The organism is Rhodohalobacter sulfatireducens (assembly GCF_022012475.1).
Taxonomy (GTDB): Bacteria; Bacteroidota; Rhodothermia; order Balneolales; family Balneolaceae; genus Rhodohalobacter; species Rhodohalobacter sulfatireducens.
This window is the reverse complement of the sequence record NZ_JAKLWS010000001.1, coordinates 99,121-112,919: the sequence shown is the minus strand read 5'-3', so window position 1 is coordinate 112,919 and position 13,799 is coordinate 99,121. Positions and strand designations below refer to the sequence as shown.

The 13,799-nt window shown below is 42.6% G+C and carries 14 protein-coding genes and 1 pseudogene; 13 read left to right on the top strand and 2 right to left on the bottom strand.

The genetic code is table 11. The features are described from left to right. The 4 genes from L6773_RS00505 to L6773_RS00490 all read left to right on the top strand — a co-directional run bounded on the left by L6773_RS00505 (position 1) and on the right by L6773_RS00490 (position 5,243). Complete coding sequence (locus L6773_RS00505; RefSeq protein WP_237851873.1) at positions 1–492, top strand: DinB family protein; 492 nt, start codon at positions 1–3, stop codon at positions 490–492. A 13-nt stretch (positions 493–505) separates the two neighbouring features. Further along, positions 506–1,921 (top strand): alanine/glycine:cation symporter family protein, encoded by a 1,416-nt coding sequence (locus L6773_RS00500; protein ID WP_500809305.1) that lies wholly within the window; start codon positions 506–508, stop codon positions 1,919–1,921. A 145-nt stretch (positions 1,922–2,066) separates the two neighbouring features. Beyond that, entirely contained in the window at positions 2,067–3,488 is a 1,422-nt protein-coding gene (gene lpdA / locus L6773_RS00495) for a dihydrolipoyl dehydrogenase (RefSeq protein ID WP_237851871.1), read from the top strand. A 318-nt stretch (positions 3,489–3,806) separates the two neighbouring features. Further along, positions 3,807–5,243, top strand: a complete 1,437-nt coding sequence (locus L6773_RS00490) for an MATE family efflux transporter (RefSeq protein ID WP_237851870.1) — start codon at positions 3,807–3,809, stop codon at positions 5,241–5,243. Between the two features lie 49 nt (positions 5,244–5,292). On the opposite strand, the gene L6773_RS00485 is transcribed toward L6773_RS00490, so the two are convergent. Next, complete coding sequence (locus L6773_RS00485) at positions 5,293–6,300, bottom strand: glycosyl hydrolase family 18 protein (RefSeq protein ID WP_237851869.1); 1,008 nt, start codon at positions 6,298–6,300, stop codon at positions 5,293–5,295. A 153-nt stretch (positions 6,301–6,453) separates the two neighbouring features. Between L6773_RS00485 and L6773_RS00480 the strand changes: the two genes are divergently transcribed. From L6773_RS00480 to L6773_RS21625, 9 genes and pseudogenes are all read left to right on the top strand, one after another. Further along, the gene (locus L6773_RS00480) at positions 6,454–7,152 is read left to right on the top strand and encodes an energy transducer TonB (protein WP_237851868.1); all 699 of its coding nucleotides are present in this window, start codon (positions 6,454–6,456) and stop codon (positions 7,150–7,152) included. Between the two features lie 101 nt (positions 7,153–7,253). Further along, positions 7,254–7,973: a lipoyl(octanoyl) transferase LipB gene (lipB, locus tag L6773_RS00475; protein ID WP_237851867.1), complete on the top strand. Its 720-nt coding sequence runs from the start codon at positions 7,254–7,256 to the stop codon at positions 7,971–7,973. A 36-nt stretch (positions 7,974–8,009) separates the two neighbouring features. Continuing rightward, complete coding sequence (gene lipA / locus L6773_RS00470) at positions 8,010–8,888, top strand: lipoyl synthase (protein ID WP_237851866.1); 879 nt, start codon at positions 8,010–8,012, stop codon at positions 8,886–8,888. Between the two features lie 80 nt (positions 8,889–8,968). After that, entirely contained in the window at positions 8,969–9,667 is a 699-nt protein-coding gene (gene plsY, locus L6773_RS00465) for a glycerol-3-phosphate 1-O-acyltransferase PlsY (protein ID WP_237851865.1), read from the top strand. Next, the gene (locus L6773_RS00460) at positions 9,664–10,674 is read left to right on the top strand and encodes an NAD(P)H-dependent glycerol-3-phosphate dehydrogenase (protein WP_237851864.1); all 1,011 of its coding nucleotides are present in this window, start codon (positions 9,664–9,666) and stop codon (positions 10,672–10,674) included. The genes plsY and L6773_RS00460 overlap by 4 nt, the downstream gene beginning before the upstream one ends. A gap of 35 nt (positions 10,675–10,709) precedes the next feature. Then, entirely contained in the window at positions 10,710–11,450 is a 741-nt protein-coding gene (locus L6773_RS00455) for an AlbA family DNA-binding domain-containing protein (RefSeq protein WP_237851863.1), read from the top strand. A 3-nt stretch (positions 11,451–11,453) separates the two neighbouring features. Continuing rightward, positions 11,454–11,900, top strand: a complete 447-nt coding sequence (locus tag L6773_RS00450) for a HesB/IscA family protein (RefSeq protein ID WP_369430916.1) — start codon at positions 11,454–11,456, stop codon at positions 11,898–11,900. Between the two features lie 77 nt (positions 11,901–11,977). Next, complete coding sequence (locus L6773_RS00445; RefSeq protein WP_237851862.1) at positions 11,978–12,202, top strand: DUF433 domain-containing protein; 225 nt, start codon at positions 11,978–11,980, stop codon at positions 12,200–12,202. Beyond that, a pseudogene (locus L6773_RS21625) lies at positions 12,199–12,531 on the top strand (DUF5615 family PIN-like protein). Before L6773_RS00445 ends, L6773_RS21625 begins: the two are co-directional and overlap by 4 nt. 7 nt (positions 12,532–12,538) lie before the next feature. Here the strand turns inward: L6773_RS21625 and L6773_RS00440 are convergent. Beyond that, positions 12,539–13,798: an NAD(P)/FAD-dependent oxidoreductase gene (locus L6773_RS00440; RefSeq protein ID WP_237851861.1), complete on the bottom strand. Its 1,260-nt coding sequence runs from the start codon at positions 13,796–13,798 to the stop codon at positions 12,539–12,541. Position 13,799: the final 1 nt, after the last annotated feature.

Below are 13,799 nucleotides of genomic sequence, written 5' to 3'. Positions count from 1 at the left end.
ATGGATGAAAGACAAAAAATGCAGCACCTGTTCCAATTCGATTTGTGGTGCACAAATACATTGGTAGATCTGGTAACAGAAAACGCACCATTCAAAGAACAAGAAACATGTATCTCCCTTCTCTCGCATATTATTAATGCACAAAAAATTTGGTACCGCCGAGTCATCAAGAGTTCAACAGAAAATGAAGTTGGTATTTGGGACGATCACGATTTGGAGATCCTTAAAAGTAAAGCAAGAAAAGCCAATCAGAAATGGATGGATTTTATTGCGGACCATGAAGTTGACCTCAATACGGAGATCCATTATCAAAATTCAAACGGTGCAAGTTTCAACAATACAGTTTGGGAGATTTGCAATCATTTGATTATTCACGGACAACATCACAGGGCACAGATTTCACTTTTTCTCAGAAATTGTGATATTAAACCGCCTGCGATTGACTATATTCACTTCGCACGAATGAGTAAGTCCGCTGAATTATTAAACTAAATCTCCTGGTCTCCTGGAAACATTAGAGCAGATTGCTGTTACTTTTGCGAATTACGCGTGGGGAACCCCCATGCTGGTTTTGTTAGTTGGCGGAGGTATCTTCTTCCTGATTTTTAGCCGTTTCATGCCGTATAGAAACTTTAAACACGGCGTTGAAATCCTAACCGGTAAGTACGACGATCCCAACGCTCCGGGAGATATCAACCACTTCCAGGCTTTATCAAGTACAATGGCCGCTACCATTGGTATGGGAAATATCAGTGGGGTGGCCATTGCTCTTGGTGTGGGTGGCCCCGGGGCCATTTTTTGGATGTGGATTACTGCAATTGTTGGCATGGCAACGAAGTTTTTTACCTGTACGCTCTCTATTATGTACAGGGGGAAAGACACCAATGGTAAAGTACAGGGCGGACCGATGTATTATATTACCGAAGGTCTGGGCAAAAAGTGGAAGCCATTAGCCATGTTCTTCAGTTTGGCCGGTTTGATTGGTTGCGCTCCATTATTCCAGGCTAACCAGCTCACCCAAATTGTTCGGGATACGGTAATCGCTGAACATTCTTTGCTTGGTTATAATACAATGATATTGTCTGATTCAATGTTAACCGCTGAGGGATTTCGATTATCAGATATTATAGTTGGGATTATTTTAGTTACACTTGTATCTCTTGTGATATTTGGCGGTATTAAACGGATCGGAAGTGTTGCCTCCCGGGCGGTTCCACTTATGGTAATCATTTACGTATTTACTGTTGTATATATACTGATTGCCAATATCACTGAAGTACCCCGGTATTTGGCACTAATCGTGAGTGATGCTTTTACCGGAAACGCAGCTGCGGGGGGCGCTTTATGGGTAGTAATATCCAATGGGGTTCGGCGGGGAGCATTTTCAAATGAAGCCGGTATCGGAACTGAAGCGATGGCACACGGGGCGGCCAAGACGGTTGAGCCTGTGCGGGAGGGACTCGTAGGTATGCTCGAACCCGCCATCGATACTATTTTAATCTGTTCGATGACAGCCCTGGCTCTCCTGATGACCGGCGCCTGGACAGATAATACTGTTGACGGAATTACTATGACGGCTGTTGCTTTCGAAACAGCTCTACCAACAGTGGGTGTTTATCTGCTGATTTTATGTGTTTTTATTTTCAGTATTACAACAATGTTTACCTATTCCTACTACGGATCAAAATGCCTGAATTTTCTTGCAGGTGCTGATAAGCAGCACTACTACAATTACTTTTATGTGTTAACTATTTTTCTTGGATCCATTACCACAATCGATATCGTTGTAAACGTCATAGATGGCATGTTTGCCATGATGGCAATTCCCACCATGATCGGGACTATTTTATTAGCACCACGAGTGGTCGATGCCAGCAAAGACTATTTTTTCAGGAAAAAACGAGGAGATTTCGACCTGTAAGGTCACTCATTGCCGCCAATTATTTATAAATCCCGCCAAGATTCCTTACCTTTCAGAGCTTATAAATAAATAGAAGTTCAGACGTTAAAGTGGGGTAAATTCCCACCGATTAAATAAATGAAATAACCTAAGATTTTGACTCGTCATGGCAAAAGAATTTGATGTTTGTGTTATTGGAACCGGCCCTGGAGGCTATGTAGCGGCTATCCGGGCAGCACAGTTAGGATTTAAAACAGCAGTTGTAGAAAAAAGACATTTAGGAGGTGTTTGCCTCAACATTGGTTGTATTCCGACCAAAGCACTCCTCCGATCGGCAGAAGTTTTTGAATCGATCTCTCACGCTTCAGATTATGGCATAGATGTTAAAGATTTTTCTGTGAATTTTGAGGGGATGATCAAGCGAAGCCGGAATGTAGCCAACAAAATGAGCAAAGGAGTTCAATTCCTGATGAAAGCCAACAAGATTGAAGTGCTGGAAGGAACCGGTGTCTTCAAATCAAGTGATGAACTCTCCATTCAGGATGAAGATGGCAAAGAGCAGGAAACCGTTAAGGCCGAGCATTTTATCATTGCTACCGGAGCTCGTCCACGGCAACTCCCAGACCTGGAGATTGACGGCGAGATGATCATTGACTCTGAAAAAGCGATGCAGCTCGAGAAACAACCTGAAAAAATGGTGATTATCGGTGCCGGAGCTATCGGCGTTGAATTTGCATACTTCTACAACACTATCGGTACAGAAGTAACACTCGTAGAACTGATGGAAACCCTGGTTCCTGTTGAGGATCAAGACGTTGGAAAAGAGCTTGGAAAAATCTACAAGAAAAAAGGCATTGAAGTGCTGACTGAAAGCTCCGTCGAGAAAGTGGAGAAGAAGGGCAAAGGCGTAAAAGTGACCATCAAAACCAAAGATGGAAACAAAGAAGTAGAAGCCGATGTCGTACTTTCAGCTGTAGGTGTAACCGGAAACATCGAGAATATTGGCCTTGATAAAGCCGGCGTAGAAACAGAAAAAGGATCTGTTAAAGTGGATAAAGAAACTTATCAAACATCAGCAGATGGAATTTATGCTATCGGTGATGTGATTGGGGCACCCTGGCTGGCTCATAAAGCCTCTCATGAAGGAGTTGTTCTGGCTGAAATGTTAGCCGGTGAGAGTCCAATTCCGGTGAACTACAATAACATTCCGGGTTGTACCTATTGCGAGCCGCAAGTTGCCTCTGTTGGATATACTGAGAAGCAGGCCAAAGAGGAAGGATACGATGTGAAAGTCGGAAAATTTCCATTCTCAGCCAGCGGTAAAGCAACCGGACTGGGCCACGAAGAAGGATTTGTAAAAGTTATCTTTGATGAGAAATACGGTGAGTGGCTCGGTTGCCACATGATCGGTTCTCACGTAACCGAACTGATCGCTGAGGCCGTTGTTGCCCGTGATCTCGAAACGACCGGACACGAAATAATCAGCGCTGTTCACCCGCATCCAACCATGAGTGAAGCGGTGATGGAAGCTGTAGCAGAAGCTTACGGCGAAGGAGTTCACCTTGGCTCAAAGCCGAAGAAGAAATAGATTTCATTTAGATCCGCGAAGTATCTAAAACTTCGCGGATCTTTATTTTGAATGACATTTTTAATTTACCCTCCTTCCCTCACCTAAAATTAATTTTGATCCAATTGCAAATAATTGGATATTCTCAGCATATCGATTCTATAGCGATGAAAAAATTAGTCAGCTACATACCGTTTATTGTCACAAAGCCGCATATCTAAGCGGACTCGACACACGTATGCATTAGCTCTTCTTTCCAGAAGCTGACTAAACTACCGGCCACTTGATGCCCAAACTTTTCTATCTCGACCACCAGTTTACTACTATTTTTTTCCAGTTATGAAGAATCAATTGGACGATTCACTCTCTGAAAATCTTGAAATACCCAATCAACGGACTCTTTGGCAAGATATCGTCGGATCTGTAAAGGGAATGGAGTACGATTTTACATCGGGAAGTACCGGCAGGGCTATTCTGTTGCTATCAATCCCAATGGTACTGGAGATGATGATGGAATCGGTGTTTGCCGTTGCGGATATTTTCTTCGTCTCAAAACTGGGCCCCGAAGCTGTTGCAACGGTTGGAATTACCGAATCTATGATGACCATTCTCTATGCCGTAGCTATGGGTTTGAGTATGGGAACCACTGCAATTATCTCCCGACGAATCGGTGAGAATAACAGGAAAGGTGCATCAATCGCAGCCGTTCAATCTATTATTATCGGAATCGTGGTTTCAATACCGGTTGCAGCCCTCGGAATATTCTTTTCTCATGACCTTCTTGGGCTGATGGGGGCATCCGAAACCATCATCACCGAGATGTACACCTATACTATGATTATGATGGGCGGTAATCTGGTGATTATGCTTTTGTTCATTGTAAATGCAGTTTTTCGTGGTGCCGGGGATGCAGCCATCTCCATGCGTGTCCTCTGGTTTGCAAATATTTTGAATATCGTGCTAGATCCAATCCTGATTTTTGGTCTTGGGCCCATACCTGCACTCGGTATTACAGGTGCCGCCATCGCTACAACCGGTGCGCGCGGACTAGCCGTGATTTATCAATTCTGGATGCTGTCAGACAAGAGCAGCCGCATTGTAATTAGAAAACAAGATTTAAGAATAAATCTTGAAGTGATGAAACAATTAATTCGAGTATCACTTGGCGGTGTAGGGCAGTTTTTAATCTCCACGGCAAGCTGGCTGGGAATGGTTCGTATCATTGCAGAATTTGGCAGTACAGCACTGGCGGGATATACTATTGCCATTCGTATTGTGATGTTTTCTTTGTTGCCGTCATGGGGAATGAGTAATGCCGCGGCCACACTGGTTGGTCAAAATCTCGGGGCCGGAAAACCGGATCGTGCAGAGCGATCAGCTTGGATTTGTGGTTTTATAAATACAGCGTTTCTGATCCTTTTAGGAATCTCATTCTACCTGTTTTCCGATTTTTTAATCAGATTGTTCACGCCCGAAGTCGACGTAATTGCCGTAGGCGCGAAGGCGCTCAAAATTATTGCCATCGGCTATCTCTTCTATGGAATGGGAATGGTGATGGTACAGGCCTTTAACGGAGCAGGTGATACCGTTACCCCAACCTGGCTGAATTTTATCTGCTTTTGGATGATTGAAATTCCGCTTGGCTGGATTCTGGCAATGAATATGGGCTTTAATGAGAATGGTGTGTTCTGGGCTATTGTGGTTGCAGAATCGGTATTTGGAATCCTGGGAATGTGGATTTTCTCGAAAGGAGAATGGAAGGAGAAATTGGTGTAGTTGCGAAGAACCGCGAAGTTTTAGAAACTTCGCGGTTCTGTTCTGTGAATTAGTACGAGTAGGCTACCTCATTAATCGTTTTTAGCAGTGATTTTTCATCTTCTGTATCCCCAAGGAGCTGCCAGATCATAATCCCGGACGCTTCCTTTTTCGCTAAAACGGTTTTATTGATGATGGTAGGGATACCGTTGTAGTAAAGGGTATATCCGCCCGTCATCTCCCACTCATCCACCCACTCAGAACCGGAAAAGCTGGCGGTTATCTCATCATAATTCATACTCATCGGCGGTGAATTTGGTTGAGTACTGAACGCATAACCGTAAAATGGGACTCCCAATACAATTTTTTCTTCCGGAAGATTTCTCTCAGATTTGAAGTATACAAGATCATCTACGGCATTTTGGTAGGTAGAGTGCGGGCCGGGTTGGCCCGGTCTCCATGGCCCCGTACGATCGTAAACCATGATGTTCATAAAATCGTACTGGGCAAGGGCTCGATCTGTAAGTTGGTCTTTATAGTAAACTGCAATAGCGGATGTCATCATCTTATCGTGGTTTCGAAGTTCTTTTCCAAGCTCAACCACAAACGGTTCATAATTTTCGTTGATGGCACTTCCCTCAAGATCTACATCTACACCGTCAATGTTATATTTAAGAACTTCATCAACCAGGTTATCGATCAATTCAGATCTATAATCTTCAGTAAGCAGATGGTCGTAATGGGGGTAATTGCCACCTCCACCAATAGAAAACAGTACTTTTACATTGTTATCATTGGCTTCTTCCACAAAATCAGATAAACCTGAGAGATCCAGATCATAGTTTCCCAGTGAATCGGGATTTAAAAACCAGAGATTGATATGGGTTACAAGATGAAAAGGTACATCTGCAGGATGAACAGATAGAGCTTCTTCGAGTGAGTAGTATCCTACTATCCTGAAATCTGAATTGCCTTTTGAGTGAGTATTTTCAGGTAGATTAGTAGTCGAACAGCTATTGAAAAAAAGAAAGAGAACTGAAAAGGTGGCTAATAGTATAATGTGGCGTTTAAAAGGCATTGGGGGTTGATTTTGGGCAATTTCAAAGAGATGACAACAGGAAATTATACTAGTGAATACACATAATCTTAACAATGGAAAAGTATATTACAATTAAAGAGAAACTCCTACTACAGAGTTTTTGATGCAAACTACAGAGAGAGGTGATACATTATGGAAGATAAAAGATTGAAACCAGACCATAAGATTCGTACCGAGCCTAAGAAAAACCTTCGAAACTACTACACAATTTTTCTTGAGATAGGTTTGATTGGAGCATTGCTCATTTCTACAGTTCTCACCAAAATTCATTTTGCTGCTTCTGAAACTGAATTACCAACTATGCAGGAACAGGAAGTAGTTGAAATGGAAGAAATTGTACAAACGAAGCAAGTTGAAAGAGTACCGCCACCTCCTCGTCCACCAGTACCAGTTGCAGTACCAAATGATGAGATTATAGAAGATGTGAATATAAATATAAACTCAGAACTGGATTTCGATACACAACTGGATCTGCCACCAGCTCCTCCCAAGCAAGCTGATGAAGAGGGTGAAGGTGACGACGAGGAAGATTTCTTTGTTCTTGTAGAACAAATGCCTGAATTGGTTGGTGGAATTTCAAGTCTGCAGAAAAAAATCAAATATCCCGAGAATGCCATTCGTGCCAATATTGAAGGGCGCGTTTATGTGCAATTCATTGTGAATGAAAAAGGAGAAGTTGAAAACCCAAGAGTTATTCGTGGAATCGGTGGTGGTTGTGATGAAGAAGCTCTTCGGGTTGTAAAACAGGCAAAATTTAAACCCGGCTTACAACGAGGGCGACCCGTTCGAGTTCAATTTAATTTGCCAGTGATTTTTAGGCTTCAAAGCTGATATCGAGACGTATAAGTCATCTATAATGTAGTTGAAGGAGATAATCGTGGGGTGGGTTTAGGAATGAACCCACTTCACATTTTTTTGGTTATCTTTTATGCATGAAGAGACAAATAGATGTATACGATCTTGGTAGATCCCAATACCGACCGGTGTGGGATTTGCAGAAACGAGCTCAGCAACTGCTGATTAGAAAAAAAAGAGGAGAACTTTCAAGTCACGAAGATTTGAATGATTTCCTCTTTTTTGTTGAGCATCCACATGTTTATACACTTGGAAAAAGTGGTGACTCCGCGAATCTCTTAAAAACTCTTTCTGAGCTTTCCGATCTCGACGCAGAATATATCGAGATAGATAGAGGGGGAGATATTACCTATCATGGTCCCGGACAGATTGTAGGATACCCTATCCTGGATCTCGATCAACATTTTACGGATATCCATAAATACCTTCGGTATCTTGAGGAAATTGTCATTCGTACATGTGCTGATTTTGGCATTAAAGCTGGTCGTATTGAAGGGCTAACAGGTGTTTGGATAGGAGATAAAAAAATATGCGCTATGGGGATTCGTTGTTCCAGGTGGGTAACCATGCATGGATTTGCGCTGAATGTAAATACCGATCTGAACTATTTCCAAAATATTGTTCCTTGTGGAATCTCGGATAAAGAGGTTACCAGTCTCTCCGAATGTACTGGAAAGCAAATTGATGAGCATGTTGTGAAAGAAAAACTGCTTAATCACTTTGCAGATCTGTTTGATGTTGAGATTAATAAACACGATTCAATACCTGAACCGTATTCGCAATTTTTGTACCTTTAGTGTGAAATTAAAAGCCACTTTGGTGAAGGATTTTTTATGATTAAAGAACTTGATGTTATTGAAAAACAGGGACCCGGACAACGCCGGCCCGATTGGTTGAGAGTTAAACTTCCCTCCGGTAAGAAGTTTAAAGATGTATCCAAAACCATTCGAGATCATGATTTAAATACGGTTTGTTCCGAAGCCAGATGCCCCAATATGGGTGAATGCTGGGGAGCCGGCACAGCCACATTTATGATTTTGGGCGATGTTTGCACGCGCTCATGCTCGTTTTGTGCGGTAAAAACCGGTCGTCCGCCCGAGGATTTGGATTGGGATGAGCCACAACGCGTAGCCAATGCTGCTAAAAAGATGCAGTTGAAGCACGTAGTTCTCACATCCGTCAATCGCGATGAACGAAAAGACGGTGGTGCACCGATATTTGCCGAAACTCATAAAGTACTTCGAGAGGAGATTGAAGGTGTAACAATCGAGTCCCTCATTCCAGATTTTCGCGGTGTGTGGGATGCCCTTCAAATAGTCATTGATACCCCACCGGATGTATTGAGTCACAATCTTGAAACTGTTCCAAGACTCTACAGAAATGTGCGGCCACAGGCAAAATATGAGCGGTCGCTCGAGCTTCTTCAGAGATGTAAGGACCAAGACCTTCGTACAAAAACAGGAATTATGGTTGGACTTGGAGAAACTCGCGAAGAGGTTATTCAACTTATGCAGGACTGTGTAGATCACAATGTAGATGTATTAACAATCGGCCAATACATGCAGCCGACGAAGATGCATCACCCGGTCGTTGAATGGGTTCACCCCGACCAATTTGCTGAATACAAAGAAATTGGAGAGACATTGGGGCTCGAGCATGTGGAAAGCGGACCCTTAGTCCGTTCTTCTTATCACGCCGAACGACATGTCTGAGTTTTTTATCTGATTCGTTCGGTTCTACAAATTCGTTTTCTTATTTTTGAACACTCATTTAACGAACGGAAACGCTTCCAATGCTGTCACTCGTAGTTGTCATATTAGTCAGTTACTTGATTGGGGCCATCCCAAGCTCCCTTTGGACGGGTAAACTATTTTTTAAAGTTGATATCCGTGATCACGGCAGCGGGAATGCCGGGGCTACCAACACATTCAGGATCTTAGGTTGGAAAGCCGGTACAGGTGTACTGCTCTTCGATTTTGGTAAAGGCCTTTTATGTACGACCGTTGTTAGCGAACTCGCCTGGATTATTGGTGACGGTCCAATTGCTTTGTACCCCGGCTGGGAGTTAGAGCCAATGCTATTAATTATTTGTGGTGTGGCTGCGGTTGTTGGTCATATGTTCCCGATCTACGCTAATTTCTCCGGTGGGAAAGGAGCTGCTACTGCATGTGGAATGTTATACGGAATCGAACCAATTTCTATCAGTATTTCGCTGGCAATATTTTTAATCCTGATGTTCTCAACCCGTTATGTCTCTGTGGGTTCAATTTTCGGTTCTTTGGCTTACCCAATCACACAGTTGATATTGAGATACGGAATTGGTTGGGATATTGACGGAAGCATTCTCCTGTTCAGTAGTGCACTTGCATTAGGAATTATTATCAAACACAAAGGAAATATTAAACGATTACTGAATGGCACTGAGAACAGGGTAAGTTCATTTAAACCGGCCAAGGGCAGACTCAACAACGAACAACAATCGGCAGCGTGAAGAAAATCAGCATCATAGGAGCAGGGAGCTTTGGAACTGCCATTGCTGTTGTGTTAGGTCACAGCGGTTATTCAATCTCTATTTGGGCACGAGAAAAAGAGGTGGTAGATGGCATTAATCAGGATGGATACAACCCCGAATACATTTCTGATGTGGAACTTCCAAAATCAGTTAGTGCCAGTTATGCCATTAAAGATGCTGTTATGGAATCTGAGATGGTGGTTTTTGCAACACCATCGCATGCACTTCGGGAAGTTGCCGGGAAGGCTAAAGCACATCTTACAGGTAATGAAATTATTGTATCCGTAGCGAAAGGCATTGAACAAGATAGTTTGATGACACCCTCCCAGATTTTGGTTGATGTACTGGAGGGAGCTGTTTTAGAAGATCAGATTGGTATTTTGACGGGGCCCAGTCACGCTGAAGAGGTTAGCAAATTTAAACCCACGGCGATCACAGCATCCGCATATTCCAAGCGGGCTGCCAGGATCATCCAGGAAACATTTATGACGCCGATGTTTCGTGTCTATTTGAATTACGACATATTGGGAGCAGAAATCGGCGGGGCACTGAAGAATATCATGGCAATTGCGGCAGGTATTATCGATGGTGCAGAATTGGGAGATAATGCCAAAGCTGCGTTGATGACAAGAGGGCTCCATGAAATGAAACGGATGGGTTGTGCATTAGGTGCCTCGCAGGATACGTTCTCAGGACTTACAGGAATGGGTGATTTAATTGTTACTTGCACCAGCGAGCACAGCCGAAATCGCTACGTCGGATATAACATCGGGCAAGGAAAGTCGTTACAGGAAATCACATCGGGAATGAATATGATAGCGGAAGGCGTAAAAACCGCCAAATCCGTTACACAATGGTCCCGAAGAAACAATATTGAAATGCCCATTACAGACGCTGTGTATAAAGTGTTATTTGAGAATATGGACCCCAAGGATGCTGTAAACGAACTTATGACACGAAATGCCAAAGATGAAATAATGATCTGAGGCTATTATTCGGTCAGATCCTAAATCCCCATTTTATGTATGGCTATCTTCATAAAGGATTCAAATCGAACCCCGACCTTCAAAAAAATTCAAATACTATGATGCTTCCCAATGGAGAAATAACTATTTCCAGCATGACCCCTGCGGATCTTCGTAACCTCATTCAGACAGGTGAAGGGAAGTATCTAGAATTTAAAAAGACAACACCGTCCACCGGTAAGATTGCTCGCGAAATTGCTGCCTTTGCAAATACTAAAGGTGGAACAATATTGGTTGGGGTGGATGATCATAAAAATATTACCGGCGTGAGTGCTTATTTTGAAGAGGAATATGTACTTCATAAGGCCGCTTTTGAATATTGTGTGCCGGCTGTTGAGATTGAAATTGAACTCATCCACAGTGGAAGCCTGGACGTAATGGTGGTTCGGGTTCCTGAAGCGGAGAAAAAACCGGTTTATAATAAAAGTAAAAAGAAAAGGCTGGTATTTGTGCGGCGCGATGATAAAAGTGTACTGGCAAGTGATGAGCAAGCAGAAATTCTCAAAAACAGGTATTCAGATGAAGGTGTTACGTTTGAATATGGGGAGAGGGAGCAGATGTTATTCCGCTATTTGAATGAATATGGAGAAATTACCGTTCTAAAATATTCCCAATTGATCAACGTAACTACCTATCGTGCTTCCAAAATTCTGGTTAACTTAGTGAGCGCCGGGGTTCTCAAACTCTTCAACCGTTCAGAAACAGATTACTACACATTTTCACATACAACGAAGTAACCAATGGCTCTAGAAGAAGAAAATTTAGATGATGTTATCTCGTCTTTAATTGATGACGTTGATGATGAAGAAAGTGCTGCCACTGAAGCGACTGAATTACCACAGGATGTAAATATAGATCAAGATCCTGTGGCTTTAACCGAAAGAGCAGCGCGACAGGTTCGCGAGATCAAAAGGAAAGAGAGCCTGGATGGAGAGCTTTATCTTCGGGTAGCGGTTGAAGGCGGCGGATGTTCAGGTTTGAGCTACAAACTGGGTTTCGACATTAAAACGGATGAGGATAAAGTTGTTGAAAGCCAGGGCATGGATATTATTATCGATCCTAAACATTTAATGTACCTTGAGGGAATTGTGATAGATTACCCCGATGGTTTAGATGCCCGTGGTTTTACTTTTGATAATCCAAATGCCAGTGAATCCTGTGGATGTGGTTCGTCTTTTGCGGTTTAGACAGGTCAGGCTTTTATGAATTCAACGCTTCTCAGGTGATTATTTGCCAACAACGAGCCCCTCGCGCATATTGAATTATGGATTATAAAGATATCATAACAATCAAATCTGATGTTCGCGGTGGTAAACCATGTATTCGCGGTATGCGAATAACTGTCTATGATATTTTAGATTATTTAGCTTCTGGAATGACAGAGGAAGAGATTTTAAACGATTTTCCTGAGCTAAATAAAAATGATATTCGAGCTTCTCTCGCTTTTGCTGCTGATCGAGAGCGTAAATTTACCCGCATTCCTGCGTGAAATTACTGTTTGACCAAAATCTTTCGTATCGCTTAGTGCAATTACTCGAGGATTATTTCCCGAATTCTGAACACGTTAAGCTACTTGGAATGGAAGAAGCTACTGATTCATAAATTTGGGAATATGCGAAGGAGAATAATTTTGTGATCATTTCAAAAGACTCAGATTTTCATCAGAGAAGCTTTCTTTTTAGTCATCCACCAAAGGTAATTTGGATCCATAAAGGAAATTGTTCTACTAATGAGATTTATGATACCATTTTAACTTATTTGGAAGACATTGAAAGATTTATCAACAATTCCGAGAGTTCTTTTTTAGAGATTGATTGAACGGATATTATTCATTTGATGATCGACCAGTAATCAACCGCACCCCTCTCTTGAATGTGATGTAGTACCAACTCCATTCGGCAAAGACGCGAAATCGATTTCTGAAACCAATCAGGAAAAATATGTGGATGAAACACCATAAAAGCCAGGCAATTAATCCACTGAAGGTAAACCCACGAACTTCGGCAACGGCTTTGGCTCTCCCGATGGTTGCCATTGTACCCTTATCTACATAATGAAATGCTTTGGAATCCTTTATAGGTATTTCTTTTTTGATGAGATCACCCACATACCGTCCCATCTGAAGTGCGACGGGGGCAAGACCGGGTAACGGATTGCCATCCTCATCTTTTGAGTGAGCAGCATCACCAATTACGAAAATATTATTGGAACCGGGGATTGTAAGATGTTCATTGACGATTGCTCGTCCCATTTTATCAATGTCGCAGTCAAGTGCTTCAATGAGTGGCGATGCTTTAACACCCGCGGCCCAAACCATGTTTGGGGTTTCAATAAAGCGTTCCTCTATTTCAATCCCATCCTCCCTGATATCCGTCACAGGGCTATTCAGCAATACATTTACTCCCATCTTTTCCAAGTCTTTTTGAGCTCTTTTAGAAAGATTTTCGGGATATCCGTTCAGTACGCCATCGGCCGCTTCAACAAGATATACCTCCGTTTCAGCAGGGGAGAGTGATTTAAAGTCTCTCATCATATTTCGTTTTGCGATTTCAGCAATCGCCCCGGCTGTTTCAACACCGGTAGGCCCCGCGCCAACAACAACATATCTCAGATAGGGTTTTCGCTTTGCTTTATCTGAAATTTGATCGGCTTTTTCGAGCGAGATTAAAATCTTTTCGCGGATTTCGAGAGCGTTGTCTAACGTTTTTAAGCCGGGAGCATGATCAGCCCAGTCTTTATTGCCAAAGTAGTTGTACTGTGCGCCCGGGGCTAAAATCAGGAAGTCAAAATTTAAGGAGTCACCTGTTTCAAGCTGTATTGTTTGGGTCTCTTTGTTGATCTCAACCACTTTGTCCATTACCGTTCGGATGTTATCATAATTCCCAAAAATACCGCGAATTGGCATGGCAATATCACCCGGCGAGAGTGCTGCAGTGGCAACCTGGTAGAGGAGAGGCTGGAATAGATGGTGATTCTTTTTGTCGATCAGAATTACATTGTATTGAGTATTCTTTAGCGATTTGGCTGCAGCAATACCACCGAATCCTCCACCTACAATAATTACTGTTTTACGGGAAGTACCCATA